Consider the following 18,482-nt stretch of genomic DNA (forward strand, 5'->3'; position numbering starts at 1 on the left):
GGCTTAAGTCAATTTATTCCCCGCCACCCCCAACCTTTTCTCCTTGTTGATGACATTTTTATTACGCGCGCCACCCATAACCAATAAAAAATAGTTAATGGCGATACTTTCTAATTATCGGGAATTTGTGGAGAATACGCCGTCCGGACTATTTAAAATAATATACAACCTTACCTGAATCTTTTTCGGGTGGCTTTTATTTACGCAGACATCAGGCTGGAGTAATTTATGAGGCGTAACAATCACGTTACACAAAACGAGTATTTGCTTAACGAAGGCTCGACCTTAATGTCGACCACCGATATCCAGAGCCATATTACTTACGCGAACTCGGCCTTTATTGATGCCAGCGGTTATAAAGAAGAACATCTTATTGGTGAACCTCATAATGTGATCCGCCATCCGGATATGCCCGCAGAGGCGTTTGCCGATATGTGGTTTACCCTGCAAGCAGGTGAAAGCTGGACGGGACTGGTGAAGAACCGCCGTCACAACGGGGATCACTACTGGGTGCGCGCCAACGTGACGCCGGTTTATCAGAATGACATGCTTACCGGCTATATCTCGGTGCGCAATATTCCCGCGCGCCATGAGATAGATGCCAGTGAAGCGCGCTATGGACGGGTGCGTAATAATCAGCTAAAAGGCCACCGCTTTTATAAAGGGGTGCTGGTTCGCCGGGGACTATTTTCCTTTCTCTCGCTTTTCAAACGTCTCAGCACGGCAAAACGGATTAATTACTCCCTTGGGATAACCGCCCTGCTCGCCTTTGCTGTTTCTTTATCTCTCCCCGGCGGCTTAATTCAAATTGCGGCGCTGGGGCTCCTCTTTATTTTGCTGGGGTTGTTTCTTAATGCCCAGATTTGTCGCCCGTTAAAAACCATCGTCAAAAAGATGCAGTGCGTGGTTTCCGGGCGCAAAACGGACTCTACCCATTTTGAACGTGTCGACGAAATAGGCTTAATGATGCGGCTGGTTAACCAGTCCGGCTTAAACCTCAATTCGCTGGTGGATGATGTGGGAACGCAAATCAGCGGCATCCGCGCTATCAGCCAGCAGGTGGCGAAGGAAGGCGATGCCCTGCAGGCGCGATCCGAAGAGACGGCGGACGATCTCCAGCAGACGGCCGCGGCGGTGGAAGAGATAGCCAGCGCGGTTCAGCAGACCGCAGATACGGCAGAACAGGCTATCCAGATGGCGGACCAGACCAGCGCCAGCGCGTACCGTGGCGAAGCCGTGATGAAGCAAACCATCGGCATGATGCAGTCGGTATCAAAGGATAACGGCCAGATCGTCGATATCATCGCGGTGATCGACCGGATCGCCTTCCAGACCAATATTCTGGCGCTCAATGCTGCGGTGGAAGCGGCCCGCGCCGGAGAAGCCGGACGCGGTTTTGCGGTGGTGGCCGCCGAGGTGCGTAATCTGGCCCAGCACTCGGCGTCAGCGGCAAAGGAGATCGCCGCGCTTATCGAGAAAAACGTCGCCAGCGTCAATGCCGGGGTGGATATGGTAGCGCAGACCGAAGCGCAGCTGACCACCATGATTGGCAACGTACTGAATATGTCATCACTTATTAAGGAGATAGGACACGCTACCCAGGAGCAGACCCAGGCCCTGAGCCTGATCAATGAGTCCATCTCCCGTATCGGGGTAATGACCCATAACAATACCGGGATGGTCGAGCATGTCACCCAGGCGGCCAACCACCTCACCCAGCGCACCACCCGCCTGCAACAGGCGATTGCGGTGTTTGGCGGCTAAAAGTGATGGGGTAAGACGATAAAAAACAGACGGTGGTCGCACGCCAACTGAAGATGACTTGATGGAAAGCGCATCTGGGTTAAGAATATGTTAAACCATGCATAATCAGACAGATACCTGTCGCTGTTTTCCACAAGGGCAACCTGAATGAGTGATAGACTGCCAGACGAAAGAGTGAATACCCGTTCCGCCAGAAATAGCGGCTTAATCATTACGGCCAGGTTTATCTCTGATTTTGGTGCTTTCCTGAATATGGTGGTGCTGTCCACCTATGTGTACTTGCTGAGCCAGAGCGTAACGCATGTGAGTATCTTTCTGGCCTGCCGGGTGACAGGAGGCATCATTGCAAGTGCTGTCGGTGTGCCTTTTTTTCGCCGCTTTCATGGCCGTCTGCCTTTAGTGGCTTTTGATGTAATACGCGCTGCGCTGTTAGCCTCGCTGTTAATTTTGCCTGCGGCGACTCAGCTTTATATCTTGCCTTTGATTGCACTGGGTATTGGACTGGGAAATTCGATGTTCGCTATCGGGCTTAACAGTCAGCTGCCCTTGTGGATTGATGAGTCCCGACGTGTATCCACAAACGCCTGGTTAACCTCTGCCTCTGCGACGGGGGCGGTGACGGGAAGCCTTGTATCCGGTATTCTTCTGGCGACCAGCGGCTACGAGATTGTGTTTGCTGCGAATATTGTGACTTATCTGGTGGCGGGTTTGTGCGTACTGCCGTTACGCTTTTTGGTGCAGCCTGTTGCTGATGAGTCAACACAGCAGCGTAAAGAGTGGCGTAATCTGGTCACAGGGCTGCGGACGGCTCCGCTGTTAGCAGGCATGTTGCTGGTAACCATGGCCGATACCCTGGGCAGTGCTGCCCATAACGTAGGCTTTCCCATCATTTCTGCGCTTTTTACACCCGCATCAGCCGGGAAAACAATGGGGCTTTTGCTGGCTGTCTGGGCCAGTGGAAAATTCGCCGGGGCGCGTCTGGCAAACTACCTGTTAGTGCGCTGCGAGATGCGTACAGATCGGCTGTTTTTTTATGGCGTGGCGTTTATGTCCCTTGGCTTTATCTTTACCTTTCAACAGACAGCCCTTCCGCTGGCACTGATGTTTATCGCAGTGGCCGGAGTGGGAGATGGTCTGGCGGACGTCAGTCTGATCTCGCGTATTCAACGCGAGCCTGAATCATTACGATTGCCTGTTTTTAGCCTGATGACGCTGCTGCAGATGACCGGATTTGGCGTGGGTATGTTAATTGTCGCGCCATTCTATATCTGGTTTACCCCCGCGCTGGTTATTGTCCTTTTTCATGGTATTCCGTTACTGACATTAGCTGCCGTATTGCTGTCTCTCCGACACCCATCCCCCAAAAAGGCAGAACAGCACTCAGATATTTGAACAACACGCGTGAATATCGGGTGCATGACATGAGATCGGGGGTTTGACTAATACGCCTTACCGATCACCGCAAAAATGGCTAACCCGGCGAAAAGGTCATATCTTTTTAAAGCGATAACCGCCGCCGGGAGCCTGGATGAAAGCAGCGAAACTGACGTCAGCGTATTCCTTACTCGCCTGGGGGGCGCTCTACTATCTCCTGGGATGGCTGTCGCTCTGTCTCGACGGCCCCGACATCCGGACGGCTTTTATCTGGCTACCTTCAGGTGTTGCCGTTACCGCCTTTCTGCTGAGTGCAAAAAAGCAATGGCTCGCGCTGTGGCTGGTTCTGTTTATTGCCCGTCTGGTGCTGGGGCTCACCTTTCACCATACTTTTCACGTCTCCCTGGCGCTGGGGGCGTTTTCACTGACCAGCCATCTGGGGATTGCCTGGTCGGTGCATTACTTTTCACGGCATTACGATCGGCTGCATAAGATCGTCACCTGGACGATTGCCACGGTCGTCTTCAGTACCCTGAACGCGCTCGCAGGGGCGATCTGGCTCTCTTCTCTTGCCGGCACCCTTCAGATGAGCTGGTTCTGGCTCGCCTGGGGCGCCAACGTCACCGGCACGCTGTTTGTCACCCCGCCGCTGATGGGCCTGCTGGCCCCGGGGGATAAAGCGGCGCGGCGCGAGTCGCTGTTGGGGGTCTGTTTAGTGTTCGCAATACTGCTGGCGACCCTGTTCATCTTTAGCGACGTGCCCGATCGCGGCGACAATATCGCCCTGATTTACTCCCTCGCCTGCCTGCCGTTGATCCTGCTGACCGCTACCACCGTGGTGTGCGGTAATCGTCTGGCGTCGCTGGCCTTCATTCTCTTTAGCGCGGTGGTTATTTACGCCTCATGGCGGGAGACCGGTCCCTTCTATTTTGCCCGCCTGATGCCGGAAGAGTCGATATTGCTGGCACAGTGCTACCTTTCCGCGGCCGCCCTGCTGCTGGTCTTTATCCGCGCCCAGAAAACACACCGTCCAGGGGATGGCCGTTTTCAGGGCGTGGCGTACTCTTTGGATCCTGAAAGCGGTCGTCTGGTCTGGGAGTCTCATGCCGACCCGCGCCTCAGTGCCGTATTAGCCCCTCTCACCAGCCGGGAAGCCCTGCTCGCCCGGGTTCCCGATGCAAAGCAGAAGCAACAGATGGTTGCCCGCTGGCAGGCGGTGGCGCAGGGTCAGCCCGTAACCGAGCCCTTTCGTTTCAGCCTGGCGCTGGCGGACCGCCCACCGCTATCGATAACAGAGCGCAATATGCTGCTGATGGCGGATAAGGATCGCCCGGTAATTGTCGCCTTCTGGTCCGGCGAGAGAGGAAGCCTGTTCCAGACCACGCCGCAGGAGGAGGTTTAACGATGCTGCAGATCGCCTTTTTGCTCGCCGGTGCGACATTTGTCCGTAAAGCGGCACCTTACTTTATGCTGGCAGGCGTGCTCTGGGGCGGGCTTGGGCTGGCCATTTTTATCGATGGCTTGCAGGGCGGGCTGCACTTTCCGCTGCATATCTTTGGCCTGTTTCTGCTGCTCGACAGTCTGGTATCCCTGACATTGGGGTCGGCGGCGAAAGGAACCCAGCGCGGCATCTTTTACTTCAAGGGCGGCCTGTTCCTGCTCATCGCCATGTTGATTTTATCCGGACGCCACGACGGCACGCTGGCGCTGGCCATCGTCTTTGGGCTGGCGTACTTCATTACCGGCCTGTTCACCATCGCCTCTGCCGTGGTGGTGCGCTTTACCCACTGGCGGCGAGCGCTGCTCGCCGGGGTGGCACAGATCCTGTTCGCCATTTTTCTGTTCCTGCCCTTTCCAACGCAGCATGATGGCACCGTCTCGCAGTTTATCGGCATGGTCATGCTCACCGGCGGGGTGCAGTCGGTGCTCCTCTCCCTGCGGATGCGGCAGGTCCGTCATGGCCGCTCGGTGTTTGATATTCTCGCCCCGCAGACGTTGATCCCCGCCCCGCGCGAGGCGCTGCCCCCCACCGTGACAAACACGCCGGGCAATCAGCTGATTGTCCATGTCTGGACCCCGGAAGGATCGGCAAAACAGCAGCCCCTGCCGCGCCCGGTCATTAACCGCTATATCGCCGCCGTGGATGCCAACGGGGTGATATCCACCGGCCATGCGGCGCTGGAGTGCCCTCCCCACCTCTACATCAGCCTCTATCCGGCAGCGGAGATCGACCGTTCCCCTTCCGAGTTTTTTAATCTGCTCAAAGCGGTTGAAGCGAATACCGTGGCGGGGAAATACCAACCTGACTATCGCTATGAGGCGGGGATCTGGTGCGAGTCTAACCGCAAAATCCACTTCTCCATTTTTAATGCGGCGTCGCTTAACAGTTTCTGGGCGCAGTACCGCCAGACCGAAACCTATAACCTCACCTGGCGCAACTGCTCCAGCAGCGTGGCGTATGCCCTTGAAGCGGCTCTGGATGGCGTGTTGAAAGAGCGCTGTACCCGGGGCGGTTTTTTGCGGCTGCTGCTCATTCCGGAGCTGTGGATCGCCGCGCAGCTGCGCAAACGCGCCACCAATATGGCCTGGACGCCCGGGCTGGTGCTGGACTATACCCGGGCGCTGCACGCCATCGTGCATCCCAATGGCGTTTCGCTGATCGCGTTTATCAAAAGCAGATTTTCTACATCTGCGGATAGTGCTCGTCGGTGACTTTCTCCAGCCAGACCACCTGGCTGCCGTTCACCGCTTCGACGATGGCGATATGGGTCATCGCGGCCTCATTATGCGCCTGCCACACATGTGGTCTGTATGCCTGGGCGTTCATCCTTCAGGAACAGGAAATCCGCATCCAGTTGGACGCAAATAATCATTCCATCTGCATCACTTTCACGCCGTTATTTTTTGCGTCGTTTATTAATTGCAGGTAGGATGCTTCGCCATGTTTTGCCTTATCCATACGCAGAATGACTGGAAAGGCAGAATATTTCCGCGCGAGAGCAATCGTTTGTATTGCCGAGCGCCGGTTATGGACACGATGTTCTTGATTCAGACAGGCAAACAGGTAACTCAATGAAAACAAGCAATAAAAGCGCAGCCGATCATCACGCTGCGAAACGTCGCTGGTTGAACGCCCACGAAGAGGGCTATCACAAGGCGATGGGCAACCGTCAGGTGCAGATGATTGCCATCGGCGGCGCTATCGGTACCGGGCTGTTTTTAGGTGCAGGCGCACGTCTGCAGATGGCTGGCCCGGCTCTGGCACTGATCTATCTGGTGTGCGGTATCTTCTCCTTCTTTATTCTGCGTGCGCTTGGCGAGCTGGTGTTACACCGTCCGTCCAGCGGCAGCTTTGTCTCTTACGCTCGCGAGTTTCTCGGTGAGAAAGCCGCTTACGTGGCGGGCTGGATGTACTTTGTAAACTGGGCGATGACCGGGATCGTGGATATCACCGCCGTGGCCCTCTATATGCACTACTGGGGCGCGTTTGGCGATGTGCCGCAGTGGGTGTTTGCCCTTGGCGCGCTGGCGATTGTCGGCACCATGAACATGATCGGCGTGAAGTGGTTCGCTGAGATGGAGTTCTGGTTTGCGCTGGTAAAAGTGCTGGCGATCGTCATCTTCCTGGTAGTGGGCACCGTGTTCCTCGGCAGCGGTAAAACGCTGGATGGCAACATGACCGGCTTCCACCTGATCACCGATAACGGCGGCTTCTTCCCGCACGGCCTGCTGCCTGCCCTGGTGCTGGTCCAGGGCGTGGTGTTCGCCTTTGCCTCCATTGAACTGGTGGGCACCGCGGCGGGCGAATGTAAAGAGCCGGAGAAAACGGTACCCAAAGCGATCAACAGCGTGATCTGGCGTATCGGCCTCTTCTATGTCGGCTCCGTGGTGCTGCTGGTTCTGCTCCTGCCGTGGAACGCCTATCAGGCGGGCCAGAGCCCGTTCGTGACCTTCTTCTCGAAGCTCGGCGTGCCATACGTGGGCAGCATCATGAACATCGTGGTGCTGACCGCGGCGCTCTCCAGCCTGAACTCCGGCCTTTACTCCACCGGGCGCATTCTGCGCTCCATGTCGATGGGCGGCTCTGCGCCGCAGTTTATGTCGAAAATGAGCAAACAGCAGGTGCCCTATGCGGGCATTCTGGCGACGCTGGTGGTCTACGTCTTCGGCGTATTCCTGAACTATCTGGTGCCGTCCCAGGTCTTTGAGATCGTCTTAAACGTTGCGGCGCTGGGCATTATCGCCTCCTGGGCCTTTATCGTGGTGTGCCAGATGCGTCTGCGTAAGGCGATCAAAGAAGGTACCGCCGCCCCGGTAAGCTTCAGAATGCCGGGCGCGCCGGTCACCTCCTGGCTGACCCTGCTGTTCCTGTTCAGCGTGCTGGTGCTGATGGCGTTCGACTACCCGAACGGCACCTACACCATCGCCACCATCCCGCTGCTGGCGGTTCTGCTGGTCGCGGGCTGGTTTGGTGTGCGCAAGCGCGTGCATGCGGTCCACAGCACCGCGCCAAAGCACCCGGATGAAGAGAAGCATGACGCTCCGCTGGTGGAAGAGACCGCGCGTTAATCGCTTCAATAAAAAAGGGAAGGCAGATGCCTTCCCTTTTTTTTGCCCGGGAGCCTACGCAACCGGAGCAGGAATACGCGCGATGACCTTAATTTCGAAATCAAATCCGGCAAGCCAGGTGACACCAACGGCGGTCCAGTTCGGATAAGGGGCCTGCGGGAAAATCGCCTGTTTGACCTGCATGATCGTTGGGAACTGATTCTCAGGATCGGTGTGGAAGGTTGTCACATCAATCAGATCGTCAAAGGTACACCCCGCCGCGGCAAGGGTCGCTTTCAGATTATCAAACGCAAGCTGCACCTGAGCGGCGAAATCGGGCTCGGGGGTGCCATCGGCGCGGCTTCCCACCTGACCCGAAACAAACAGCAAATCGCCGGAACGGATGGCGGCAGAATAACCGTGTGCTTCATAAAGAGCATGACGGTTGGCGGGGAAAACCGGTTCGCGCTGGATCATAAGGTATCCTGTATTGTGTTAACGTTGGAAAAGGCAACGCGCAGCGCGTAAAGATGATTTAATATACGCGGCGTATGTGAAATTAATATCACATATGCCGCGTATGTCAAATAAAAATGGAGAGCTTATGGTTGCCAGACGCCGCAGCGAAACGATGGAAGAGAACCGTGCAAAACTGCTGATGGCTGCACGGAAAGCCTTTGCGGAAAACGGCTTTGCCGCCGCATCCATGGATGAATTAACCGCAAGCGTTGGCCTTACCCGCGGGGCGCTGTACCACAATTTTGGTGATAAAAAGGGGCTGCTCGCCGCCGTTGTCGACCAGATAGATCGAGATATGGCGCAGCGTGCGAAGGCTGAGGCCGCCGGGGTGGAAGATGACTGGGAAAGACTGCTGGCGGAGGGGATCGCCTATATCAAAATGGCGCTTGATCCGGAGGTGCGACGCATCGTGCTGCTTGATGGCCCTGCTTTTCTCGGCGATCCCGCCCAGTGGCCCGGTCAGTTGAGCTGCCTTGAATCCACGCGCCAGAGCATCCTGAAGATGCTCGAACGCGGTGAGATTAAGCCTGTGGATGCGGGCAGTGCAGCCTATATGTTAAACAGCGCCGCCATGAATGCCGCGCTGTGGATCGCCGCCAGCCAGGACCCGCAGAAGGCGCTGCCGGACATTATTAAGGTGTTTACGCACCTGGCAAGCGGCCTGTGCCAGCGTCCTGCTCCGTAGGCCGGGTAAGGCGCAGCCGCCACCCGGCATAAAGACCGCACCCGTCCTCATTGCCCGGCGGCGCTGCGCTTGCGCGGGCCTACGGTTTGGCTGTTGGTAGGCCGGGTAAGGCGCAGCCGCCACCCGATATAAAGACCGTGCCCGTCCTCGTTGCCCGGCGGCGCTGCGCTTGCGCGGGCCTACGGTTTGGCCGTTGGTAGGCCGGGTAAGGCGCAGCCGCCACCCGGCATAAAGACCGTACCCGTCCTCGTTGCCCGGCGGCGCTGCGCTTGCGCGGGCCTACGGTTTGGCTGTTGGTAGGCCGGGTAAGGCGCAGCCGCCACCCGGCATAAAGACCGCACTCGTCCTCGTTGACCGGCGGCGCTGCGCTTGCGCGGGCCTGGGGTTTAACATCCATCGGGCGGCATAACCAACCTTACAGCGCGATACGGATCACGTCATCCGGCTGGGTGGCTTCCTGCTGGCGGGTCGACTTCTGCTTCACCGTCACGTACAGGGTTTTGCCGTCGGCGGAGAGCGCCAGGCTGTTCGGGAAGGTCGGCGTGTCGTGCGTTTTGGTCACTTTGTAGGTTTTGGCGTCAATCACGCTCACCTTGCCCGCTTCACGGTGGGTGACGTAGGCTTCGTCCCGGGCCGGGTTAAACAGCACCGCCAGAGATTCCGGGGCTGCCACCTTGCTGATGATGCTGCCATCTTTCAGGGAGACAACCAGCACTTCCGGCTGCTTAGAATCGGTGATGAATGCGCGCTGGCCTTTAACGTCCAGGCTCAGGTTCAGGTAGAAGTGCTCTTTCCCGTCGTCCTGCAGCTTCTTACGCTCGATGATTTTATGGCTGGCGGTGTCGATGGTCACCAGCTCGCCGTCGCCGTTGGTGGTGTAGAGACGTTTCGCCTGGGCATCCAGCGCCAGGCCGGTGCTGAATTTGCCGGTGCCGGTAATGGTCTCTTTCAGCTTCAGCGTTTCGCCGTCCACCACCCAAATCACGCTCTCTTTGCCGATACCGGTGATATAGACAGTGTTCGTGGTGTCATCCGCCACCAGCTCACGCGGTTGCAGCGGTTTCACGGTCTCGCTGCGCTTACGATCGTCAAGCACCAGACGGCCCTTCACTTCACCGGTTTTGGCATCAATAGCCGTTACCGCGCTGTTGGTGGTATTGCCAAACCACAGGGTCTGGGTGGCGTTATTGATGGTGGCGCCAAACGGCTTCAGGTCGCTATGAATGGCCTGCGTCACTTCCAGCGTCAGCGGATCGAGGCGGTAGACCACCCCACCTTTATCCATTTTGCGGCTCTGGGTGGTGGCAACCCATAGAGCATTTTCCTGCTGGCTGACGGCCATTTCATATGCGCCTTTACCCACCGCTTTACGCAGCATCTCTTCTGCGGCATGAACATTAAAAGAACCGGCTACCAGCAAAGACCCCAACAGCAGTGAGCTACGCAGACGCGGCGAGCACAGGTGACGTAAATTCATAACAACTCCCTTCGAGTAAATGGTACCGCTGACATCGCTTCCGGCTGGCAAAGTCATCGCTTCGCCTGATTATGGATGAGAATAGTAATCATTATTTATCTCAATGTGGAGTAATTCTTGATCGCATCAAGCTTATTCGCTGATTTAACCTACACTTGGGTTAACGCTATGTGCGGTTTTGGTTTTCAAAATATTTACAAAAGATTTACCATACCCGCACATGTTCCATTTGGTTCGTCTTTCTTTTAAGCGGTTTTTTAATTCATGAAAATCTTTTCTGCCCGCAGGGCAACCCTCCCCCTGCTGTTGGTTCCTGCTGTTTTAACCCCTGTCGCGGCGATGGCGGCCGACGAACAGACCATGATCGTCAGCGCGTCCCCACAATCGCTCTCTGAGTTAGATACCCCCGCCGCGGTCAGCGTGGTTAACGGCGAGGATATACGTCATGCGACCCCGCGGATTAACCTCTCTGAATCCCTCGGCAGCGTGCCGGGATTACAGATCCAGAACCGACAGAACTACGCCCAGGATCTGCAGCTTTCAACCCGTGGTTTTGGCGCCCGCTCCACCTTCGGGGTGCGCGGCATTCGCCTCTATGTGGACGGTATCCCGGCGACGATGCCGGATGGTCAGGGGCAAACCTCGAATATCGATCTCAACAGCATTGAGAGCGTAGAAGTGTTGCGCGGGCCGTTTTCCGCCCTCTATGGCAACGCCTCCGGCGGGGTGGTTAACATGACCACCGAAACCGGGCGTGAGCCGAACACCGTCGAGGCCAGCAGCTATTACGGCAGCTACGGCAGCTGGCGCTACGGGCTGAAGGCCACCGGCGCGATGGGCGACGGCACCCAGCCGGGGGATGTGGATTACACCGTCTCCACCACTCGCTTCACCACCCATGGCTATCGCGACCACAGCGGGGCGCGTAAAAATCTCGCCAACGCCAAGCTGGGCGTGCGCATCGACGACGCCAGCAAGCTGAGCCTGATTTTCAACAGCGTGGATATGAAAGCCAACGATCCCGGCGGGCTGGACTATCAGGAGTGGCGGGACAACCCGCGCCAGTCGCCGCGCGGCGATCAGTACAACACCCGCAAAACCATCAAGCAGACCCAGGCCGGCCTGCGCTATGAGCGCCAGCTCAGCGCGCAGGACGACCTCAGCGTGATGGCCTACGCCGGTGAACGTGAGATGACCCAGTACCAGTCGATCCCGTACCAGCCACAGCTGCGCCCTACTCACGCTGGCGGCGTGATCGACATGCAGCGTCACTACCAGGGCATCGATACCCGCTGGACCCACCGCGGGGAGCTGCTGGTGCCAATGACCTTTACCACCGGCCTGAACTACGAAAACCTGAGCGAAGATCGTCGCGGGTACGAAAACTTCGTGATGAACAACGGGGTGCCGGACTACGGCGTCAAAGGGGCGAAGCGTCGCGATGAACGTAACCTGATGTGGAACGTTGACCCTTATCTGCAAACTAACTGGCAGCTGACGCAAAAGCTCTCTCTCGATGCGGGCGTGCGCTACAGCTCCGTCTGGTTCGACTCGAACGACCACTATGTGCAGGGCGCTAATGGCGACGACAGCGGCGAGGCCAGCTACCACAAATGGCTTCCGGCCGGGGCGCTGAAGTACCGCGTGACCGACGCCTGGAACCTCTATGCCGCCGCAGGCCGCGGGTTTGAGACCCCGACCATCAACGAGCTCTCCTACCGTTCCGATAACAAGAGCGGCCTGAACTTTGGCCTCAAGCCGTCGACCAACAATACCTATGAAGTGGGGAGCAAAACGCGGATCGGCAATGGTCTGTTCACCGCGGCGCTCTTCCGCACCGATACCGACGATGAGATCGTCGTTGACGCCAGCGCGGGCGGCCGCACCAGCTACAAGAACGCCGGTAAAACCCGCCGTCAGGGGGTGGAGCTCTCTCTGGATCAGCAGTTTGCTGAGAACTGGAAGCTGAAAATGGCGTGGACCTATCTGGATGCCACCTACCGCACCAACGTCTGTGGCGATGGCGACTGTAACGGCAACCGGATGCCGGGCATTGCCCGCAATATGGGCTATGCCTCCTTTGGCTGGCAGCCGGTCGAGGGGTGGTATGCGGGATCGGATGTACGCTATATGAGCGACATCGAAGCCGATGACGAAAACACCGCCAAAGCGCCCTCTTATACCGTTGTGGGTCTGAACACCGGCTATAAGCTGAACATGGGCAACTGGGGCATGGACATCTTTGGTCGCGTGGATAACCTGTTCGACAAAGAGTATGTCGGCTCGGTGATTGTGAACGAATCAAACGGGCGTTACTACGAACCGGCACCGGGGCGTAACTACGGGGTGGGCCTTTCCGTCTCGTATCGCTTCGAGTGATAAAAAACCGGCAGCCCAGGCTGCCGGTTTTGTTTTACGCCATCTGTGCGCGCTGTTCCAGACGGAACGCCGCCACCAGCGACTCCAGCAGACGGGCCTGATCTTCCAGCGCTCCTGCCGCCGTCGACGAGGCGCCTACCAGCGAGGCGTTCTGCTGGGTAGTGGTGTCCAGCTCCATCACCGCCCGGGAGATCTGCTCAATACCACGGCTCTGCTCTTCCGAAGCCGAAGAGATCTCGCCCATGATGTCATTTACGCGGGTGACGGAATCCACCACCTGCTCCATGGTCTGCCCGGCTTTCGCCACCAGCTCGCTGCCGGTAGAGATGCGGGAGACCGACTCGCTGATCAGCTGCTCGATATCCTTCGCCGCCTGAGAGCTGCGCTGGGAGAGGCTGCGTACTTCGCTGGCCACCACTGCAAAGCCCCGCCCCTGTTCTCCCGCCCGCGCCGCTTCCACGGCTGCGTTGAGGGCCAGAATATTGGTCTGGAAGGCGATGCTGTTGATCACCGCGGTGATATCGGCGATTTTTTGCGAGCTGGTGTTGATATCGCTCATGGTGCTGACCACGTCGCGCATCACCCGTCCGCCCTGGGTCGCAGTCTGCGAGGCCTCTGCCGCCAGCTGGCTGGCATGACGGGCGTTATCGGCGTTGTTCTTCACCGTGGCGGTGAGCTCCTCCATGCTGGCGGCGGTCTGCACGACTGCCGCAGCCTGCTGCTCGGTGCGCGAGGAGAGATCGGTATTTCCTTCGGCAATTTCGCTGGCGGCTAGCGACACCTGCGCCACGCTGCTGCGCACCTCGCCAATCATCAAGCGCAGTTTATCGTTCATCCGCCCCATCGCTCCGGTCAGTTTGCCCAGTTCGTCTTCTCCTTGCGGGTGGATATCGGAGCTGAGATCGCCGCTGGCGATACGCTCAGCCAATTGCAGGTTCTGTTTTACCGGACGGGTGATCTGGCGGGTCACCCACCAGGAGACCAGAATGCCGAAGAGGATCGCCGCCACGCCAATAATAGCGGTGATGGTACTTGAGCTGTAGGCCAGCGAATCGTTATGGGTCTTGACCAGGGCAATGATCTCGCGGATTGAAGCGCTGCTGTCGTCGCCAGCGGTTTTGACTTTGTCTTCCGCAGCTTTCAGCGCCGCGGTGGCCGCCGGGTCGTTTTTGTTGGCGTTCCAGGCTATCATCGCGCTCTGCATTTCCGTCACGCTGCTGCCAAAACGGGCCAGGTGCCCGGCAATGGCGTCAACGATCGCCTTCTCTTTTGCCGTCCACTCCAGCTCACGGGCCTCTTCGGTCAGTTCCACGGCGTGTTTGACATAATTCGCCATCAGCTGGCCAGATTTTTCATCACCGGTATAGAGGAATTTAAGGCGGTTGATCTTGGCCTGGAAGACTTCGATATTAATGTTGTAGATCAGGTTGGTTTGCTGGTAAACGTCGCGAATTTCTTTAAAGCGCATCACGCTGAGCAGGGTCGATACTGCAACCAGCAGCAGTACCAGACCAAAACCCGCCGCGAGCTTTCTGCTCATTTTTATATTACGTAATCGTTGACTGACACTCATTCCTGGCTCCTTAAAAGGCGAATGTGCCTTTTAAGGTTATCGGCAGAGGTCAGGGTTATTTCATAGTTAAGCTGGTCTTATCAGTAGGCTAATAAATAAACTTTCCGGCAGCAGCACGTCTGCCGGAAAAAAGAACAGGTCATATTTAGTGAAATTACCGCTTCGTTTATTTATGGCGCGGTTAGTTCACAAACTGCCTGATTAATATCTCATTCGCTTCGTCGATCACTTTATCAATCGCCGCACGGCTGGCCTCCTGATCGCCCTTCGCAAGGGCATCAAGCAGTTCATCATAACGATAGGAGCGGCTCGGCAGCACAATGTCTGGATTGTACAGACAGTTGAAGCAAGGCCCTATGCGCACCCAAAGCTGTTCGATAAGCGACATCAGCGTGGGCATATCGGCATAATGATAGAGCGTAAAACGAAAAGCACGGTTGGTGTGAAGCGCCCGCTCCACCTCACCATTGCTCATCGCCTCGTGAAATTTTTCTGAAAGATCGCGCAGCGTCTCTAACTTCTCGTCGGACATTTGATTGCATGCCGCCGCGACAGCCATGCATTCCAGCTCCTTACGGATGGCATTGACTTCGCTATAACGCTCTAAACTGACTTCCGGCACCAGAAAAGCCTGCGCCGGGGTCGCGTGCAGCGCGCCCGCGGAGACCAACCGCAGCAGCGCTTCACGAACAGGAGTAATACTGGTACCGAGTTTATCCGCAATATCTTTGGTGACGAGCCGTGCGCCTGGCTTTAACGCGCCGGCAATCAGCGCGCTTTTCAGACTCACCTCAACCTGCATCGTCAGACTCATTCGTTGAGCTTTTTCTAAATTATCCAAATCCAGCATGTTCTATTCCTGTTACCCACACTTAACTATATTTCACAGACGGTTAAATAAGGACCGCTGAGTATTTGATATATCCTGTATCGCATGCCTGATTTACGTCAAAAGATAACCTTCAATCATAACTTTGTGTGATTGAAAAAATAATAGACCCCGATTTGTATACCGCGTTTCGTTTATTCTATGCCTGTATAATTAAAGACGTTATTTTGGAATTTGCACAGTTTAGTATGGCGGAATAATCCGCCATACCCGGTACTATTCGTTATTGTTCGCGACACGTATCACGACTTTGCCGAAGTTTTTCCCCTCCAGCAGGCCAATCAGCGCATCGGGCGCATTTTCCAGGCCATCCGTCACCTGTTCGCGATAGTGGATGTTGCCCTCTTTGACCCACTGCCCCATCTGCTGCTGAAACTCTTCGATGCGGTGGCCGTAATCCTGGTTGATGATGAACCCCTGCATGCGGATGCGTTTTTTCAGGATGGTGCCCATCAGCAACCCGAGACGATCCGGCCCTGGCGGCAGGTCGGTGGCGTTATATCCGCTCACCAGACCGCACACCGGCACGCGCGCGGCGGTATTTAGCAGCGGCAGCACCGCGTCAAACACTTTACCGCCGACATTTTCGTAGTAAATATCAATCCCCTGCGGACACGCCTGTTTAAGCTGTTCGGCAAAGTCATCCGCGTGATGATCCAGGCACTGGTCGAAGCCCAGCACCTCGGTGGCGTGACGGCACTTCTCCGCCCCACCGGCAACGCCTACCACCCGGCAACCTTTCAGCTTGCCAATCTGCCCAACGGTGGAACCTACCGGGCCGGTCGCCGCGGCCACTACCAGCGTCTCACCCGCTTTCGGTTGGCCGATATCCAGCAGTCCCATGTAGGCGGTAAAACCTGGCATGCCCAGAATACCTAACGACCATGAAGGGTGTTCCGGGTTCTCACCCAGTTTCACCAGCCCGTTGCCGTCGGAGAGTTCATACTCCTGCCAGCCGCTGTAGCCGAGCACCCATTCACCCGGCTGATAGTCAGGATGGTTCGAGGCCTCAACGCGGCTGACGGTACCGCCCACCATTACGGCACCGATCTCTACCGGCGGCGAATAAGATGGCGCATCGCTCATGCGGCCACGCATATAAGGGTCCAGAGAGAGCCACATCGTGCGCAGCAGAAGCTGGCCGTCGGCGGGCTGAGGGATGTCGGTGGTTTCTAAACGAAAGTTATCAGCGGTGGGGGCACCATGGGGACGAGAAGCCAGAACCCATTGACGATTTTGCGTTGAAGATTGACTCATACCTCACTCCTTTTTATAGAAACGTCCTTAGAGCCTAGCCTCATCTTCCCCTGCCCGCTTTAACATTATGAGCCGGACTGGTTAAGCCTGACGACAAGGTAGACGCACGGCTCGCCGCTTTCGTTTATAAACCGGCAGTCGTTCGGCGGGCCTAACTCCAGACAATCTCCGGCCCGCATTTCATGGCGGGTATCCCCCTCCTGAAACACCAGCTCCCCCGACTGAAGCCAGATAAGCTGGCGCGCAAGGGCATAAGAGGAGGCGGGCATCGGTACATCGCTGTTGCCGGGCAATTCAACCTGCACCAGGTCGATAGGCAGATCGGTACGCGGCGAGACGTGTCGACGCAGATAGTGGGTTTGTGGGTCGCGCCAGACAGGCTGGTTTTTAAAGCGCAGCAGCTTGCCCTCCTGCATCTCGGCGCGGGCGATAAGGGTCGACATGCTAATGCCAAACGCGCCAGAGAGACGGGCCAGCAAGGTGGCGGTCGGGCTGCTGTCGCCGCGTTCGATTTTATGGATCATCGCCCGCGACACGCCCGCCCGCTCGGCAAGCTCGCTCAGGGACCATCCGCGCGACTCGCGTTCAAGCCGAATGCGCGCGCTGATCCGTTGATTCATATTGTCTGACAGAATATTCATCACGCCATACTATAGACAAAGTAATGGATTACAACTGGCATTTCTCATAACGAAAAGATATGTGTTATGCCGTAGCGTTTTCAGCGACTGTTTGTGTAATATCGTGACATAGCGTACTACTATAGTGAACAACACACCCCGAGGTTTCAGATGCTTATTCGTCACGCCACTAAAGAGGATTGCGCCGCTATCGGCGAGATCTATAACCACGCCGTACTGCATACCGCCGCCATCTGGAACGACACCACCGTGGACACCGATAACCGCATCGCCTGGTTCGAGGCGCGCCAGCTGATGGGCTATCCGGTGCTGGTCAGCGAGCATGATGGCGTGGTCACGGGATATGCCTCTTTCGGCGACTGGCGCGCCTTTGACGGGTTCCGTCATACGGTTGAGCATTCGGTGTATGTGCATCCGGATCATCAGGGCAAAGGCATCGGGCGGGCGCTGATGGAACAGCTGATTGTTGAGGCCCGACGCATCGGCAAGCATGTGATGGTGGCCGGGATCGAAGCGCAGAATCATGCCTCTGTACATCTGCATGAGACGTTAGGTTTTGTCACCACTGGCCAGATGCCGCAGGTGGGGACTAAGTTTGGCCGCTGGCTGGATCTGACCTTTATGCAGCTTCAGCTCGATGAGCGCAGCGAACCGGATAACATCGGATGAACCAGTCCCTGACGCTGGTATTTCTGGTGGCGGCGGGCATTGGGTTGGTGGTGCAGAACACCCTGATGGTACGCATCACCCAGACCTCAAGCACTATTCTTATCGCCATGCTGCTCAACTCGCTGGTGGGGATCGTCTTGTTTGTCTCGATTTTGCTGATTAAAAACGGCGTCGCCGGGTTCAGCGAGCTGGTTCACACCGTGCGCTGGTGGACCTTAATTCCCGGCCTGCTGGGCTCATTTTTTGTCTTCGCCAGCATCAGCGGCTATCAGTATGTCGGGGCCGCGACGACCATCGCCGTGCTGGTTGCCAGCCAGTTAATCGGGGGTCTGGTGATGGATGTGGTGCGCAGCCAGGGGGTGCCGCTCAAGGCCCTGATCGGCCCGGTATGCGGCGCGGTGCTGCTGGTGGTTGGCGCCTGGCTGGTGGCCAGACGCCAGTTCTGAATCAGAGGATCACGCCGCCTTTGGTCAGGCTGTCATGGCGGGCCTCCTGGTCCTCTTTATACTGTTTACCGTGGCGGGCGATGGCGTTACGCAGGCGCTGCTGCTGGGTATAGCGATCTTCACGGGTTAACTCGCTATCCTCGCTAAGCTCGATCAGCAGTTCATTCATATGCGCAATCACGCTTTCGGCTATCGTCGCGTCAACGCGGGCGGTAACATCCTCTAAATGTGACATTGTCACTCCTTCTCAGCTTGCCCGGC

The 18,482-nt window shown here is 56.8% G+C and carries 16 protein-coding genes; 9 read left to right on the top strand and 7 right to left on the bottom strand.

Annotated features, from left to right (window positions below; translation table 11 throughout):
* Positions 1-228 precede the first annotated feature (228 nt).
* The 5 genes from C2U54_RS16810 (at position 229) to ansP (ending at position 7,707) form a co-directional block, all read left to right on the top strand.
* Complete coding sequence (locus tag C2U54_RS16810) at positions 229-1,764, top strand: methyl-accepting chemotaxis protein (RefSeq protein ID WP_103179682.1); 1,536 nt, start codon at positions 229-231, stop codon at positions 1,762-1,764.
* 147 nt (positions 1,765-1,911) lie between these two features.
* Positions 1,912-3,156: an MFS transporter gene (locus C2U54_RS16815; RefSeq protein ID WP_103179683.1), complete on the top strand. Its 1,245-nt coding sequence runs from the start codon at positions 1,912-1,914 to the stop codon at positions 3,154-3,156.
* Between the two features lie 136 nt (positions 3,157-3,292).
* On the top strand, positions 3,293-4,540 hold the full coding sequence (locus tag C2U54_RS16820; protein ID WP_103179684.1) for an MASE1 domain-containing protein: 1,248 nt from the start codon (positions 3,293-3,295) through the stop codon (positions 4,538-4,540).
* Positions 4,541-4,542: 2 nt separating this feature from the next.
* Positions 4,543-5,850, top strand: coding sequence for an HdeD family acid-resistance protein (locus tag C2U54_RS16825; protein WP_199184427.1), 1,308 nt, complete (start codon positions 4,543-4,545; stop codon positions 5,848-5,850).
* Positions 5,851-6,210: 360 nt separating this feature from the next.
* On the top strand, positions 6,211-7,707 hold the full coding sequence (gene ansP, locus C2U54_RS16835; protein ID WP_103179685.1) for an L-asparagine permease: 1,497 nt from the start codon (positions 6,211-6,213) through the stop codon (positions 7,705-7,707).
* Between the two features lie 54 nt (positions 7,708-7,761).
* Here the strand turns inward: ansP and C2U54_RS16840 are convergent, their stop codons facing one another.
* Complete coding sequence (locus C2U54_RS16840) at positions 7,762-8,163, bottom strand: RidA family protein (RefSeq protein WP_103179686.1); 402 nt, start codon at positions 8,161-8,163, stop codon at positions 7,762-7,764.
* 127 nt (positions 8,164-8,290) lie between these two features.
* Here C2U54_RS16840 and C2U54_RS16845 point away from each other — a divergent pair, with 127 nt between their 5' ends.
* Positions 8,291-8,890, top strand: coding sequence for a TetR/AcrR family transcriptional regulator (locus C2U54_RS16845; protein ID WP_103179687.1), 600 nt, complete (start codon positions 8,291-8,293; stop codon positions 8,888-8,890).
* 415 nt (positions 8,891-9,305) lie between these two features.
* Here the strand turns inward: C2U54_RS16845 and yncE are convergent, their stop codons facing one another.
* Positions 9,306-10,367 (bottom strand): 7-bladed beta-propeller protein YncE, encoded by a 1,062-nt coding sequence (gene yncE, locus C2U54_RS16855; protein ID WP_103179689.1) that lies wholly within the window; start codon positions 10,365-10,367, stop codon positions 9,306-9,308.
* 264 nt (positions 10,368-10,631) lie between these two features.
* On the opposite strand from yncE, the gene pqqU reads away from it, so the two are divergent.
* Positions 10,632-12,746 (top strand): TonB-dependent receptor PqqU, encoded by a 2,115-nt coding sequence (gene pqqU, locus C2U54_RS16860; protein WP_103179690.1) that lies wholly within the window; start codon positions 10,632-10,634, stop codon positions 12,744-12,746.
* A 34-nt stretch (positions 12,747-12,780) separates the two neighbouring features.
* On the opposite strand, the gene C2U54_RS16865 is transcribed toward pqqU, so the two are convergent.
* The 4 genes from C2U54_RS16865 to C2U54_RS16880 form a co-directional block, all read right to left on the bottom strand.
* On the bottom strand, positions 12,781-14,319 hold the full coding sequence (locus tag C2U54_RS16865) for a methyl-accepting chemotaxis protein (RefSeq protein ID WP_103179691.1): 1,539 nt from the start codon (positions 14,317-14,319) through the stop codon (positions 12,781-12,783).
* Positions 14,320-14,500: 181 nt separating this feature from the next.
* Complete coding sequence (locus C2U54_RS16870) at positions 14,501-15,169, bottom strand: GntR family transcriptional regulator (RefSeq protein WP_103179692.1); 669 nt, start codon at positions 15,167-15,169, stop codon at positions 14,501-14,503.
* A 255-nt stretch (positions 15,170-15,424) separates the two neighbouring features.
* Positions 15,425-16,465 carry an NADP-dependent oxidoreductase gene (locus tag C2U54_RS16875; protein WP_103179693.1) on the bottom strand — a complete coding sequence of 347 codons (1,041 nt, stop codon included), beginning with the start codon at positions 16,463-16,465 and terminating at the stop codon, positions 15,425-15,427.
* Positions 16,466-16,530: 65 nt separating this feature from the next.
* Complete coding sequence (locus tag C2U54_RS16880; protein WP_103179694.1) at positions 16,531-17,106, bottom strand: helix-turn-helix domain-containing protein; 576 nt, start codon at positions 17,104-17,106, stop codon at positions 16,531-16,533.
* Between the two features lie 150 nt (positions 17,107-17,256).
* Here C2U54_RS16880 and C2U54_RS16885 point away from each other — a divergent pair, with 150 nt between their 5' ends.
* Together C2U54_RS16885 and C2U54_RS16890 are read left to right on the top strand one after the other, a co-directional pair.
* Complete coding sequence (locus C2U54_RS16885; RefSeq protein WP_103179695.1) at positions 17,257-17,775, top strand: GNAT family N-acetyltransferase; 519 nt, start codon at positions 17,257-17,259, stop codon at positions 17,773-17,775.
* The gene (locus C2U54_RS16890; RefSeq protein ID WP_103179696.1) at positions 17,772-18,221 is read left to right on the top strand and encodes a DMT family transporter; all 450 of its coding nucleotides are present in this window, start codon (positions 17,772-17,774) and stop codon (positions 18,219-18,221) included. The genes C2U54_RS16885 and C2U54_RS16890 overlap by 4 nt, the downstream gene beginning before the upstream one ends.
* Before the next feature lies 1 nt (position 18,222).
* Here C2U54_RS16890 and C2U54_RS16895 read toward each other — a convergent pair whose 3' ends face one another.
* Positions 18,223-18,456 (bottom strand): DUF2526 family protein, encoded by a 234-nt coding sequence (locus C2U54_RS16895; protein ID WP_103179697.1) that lies wholly within the window; start codon positions 18,454-18,456, stop codon positions 18,223-18,225.
* Positions 18,457-18,482 lie beyond the last annotated feature (26 nt).

The organism is Leclercia sp. LSNIH1 (assembly GCF_002902985.1).
GTDB lineage: Bacteria > Pseudomonadota > Gammaproteobacteria > Enterobacterales > Enterobacteriaceae > Enterobacter.

Excerpts from the sequence above, each read along its gene's own strand:
- C2U54_RS16810 (WP_103179682.1), top strand. The coding sequence starts at position 229 with ATGAGGCGTAACAATCACGTTACACAAAACGAGTATTTGCTTAACGAA.
- C2U54_RS16815 (WP_103179683.1), top strand. The coding sequence starts at position 1,912 with ATGAGTGATAGACTGCCAGACGAAAGAGTGAATACCCGTTCCGCCAGA.
- C2U54_RS16820 (WP_103179684.1), top strand. The coding sequence starts at position 3,293 with ATGAAAGCAGCGAAACTGACGTCAGCGTATTCCTTACTCGCCTGGGGG.
- C2U54_RS16825 (WP_199184427.1), top strand. The coding sequence starts at position 4,543 with ATGCTGCAGATCGCCTTTTTGCTCGCCGGTGCGACATTTGTCCGTAAA.
- ansP (WP_103179685.1), top strand. The coding sequence starts at position 6,211 with ATGAAAACAAGCAATAAAAGCGCAGCCGATCATCACGCTGCGAAACGT.
- C2U54_RS16840 (WP_103179686.1), bottom strand. The coding sequence starts at position 8,163 with ATGATCCAGCGCGAACCGGTTTTCCCCGCCAACCGTCATGCTCTTTAT.
- C2U54_RS16845 (WP_103179687.1), top strand. The coding sequence starts at position 8,291 with ATGGTTGCCAGACGCCGCAGCGAAACGATGGAAGAGAACCGTGCAAAA.
- yncE (WP_103179689.1), bottom strand. The coding sequence starts at position 10,367 with ATGAATTTACGTCACCTGTGCTCGCCGCGTCTGCGTAGCTCACTGCTG.
- pqqU (WP_103179690.1), top strand. The coding sequence starts at position 10,632 with ATGAAAATCTTTTCTGCCCGCAGGGCAACCCTCCCCCTGCTGTTGGTT.
- C2U54_RS16865 (WP_103179691.1), bottom strand. The coding sequence starts at position 14,319 with ATGAGTGTCAGTCAACGATTACGTAATATAAAAATGAGCAGAAAGCTC.
- C2U54_RS16870 (WP_103179692.1), bottom strand. The coding sequence starts at position 15,169 with ATGCTGGATTTGGATAATTTAGAAAAAGCTCAACGAATGAGTCTGACG.
- C2U54_RS16875 (WP_103179693.1), bottom strand. The coding sequence starts at position 16,465 with ATGAGTCAATCTTCAACGCAAAATCGTCAATGGGTTCTGGCTTCTCGT.
- C2U54_RS16880 (WP_103179694.1), bottom strand. The coding sequence starts at position 17,106 with ATGAATATTCTGTCAGACAATATGAATCAACGGATCAGCGCGCGCATT.
- C2U54_RS16885 (WP_103179695.1), top strand. The coding sequence starts at position 17,257 with ATGCTTATTCGTCACGCCACTAAAGAGGATTGCGCCGCTATCGGCGAG.
- C2U54_RS16890 (WP_103179696.1), top strand. The coding sequence starts at position 17,772 with ATGAACCAGTCCCTGACGCTGGTATTTCTGGTGGCGGCGGGCATTGGG.
- C2U54_RS16895 (WP_103179697.1), bottom strand. The coding sequence starts at position 18,456 with ATGTCACATTTAGAGGATGTTACCGCCCGCGTTGACGCGACGATAGCC.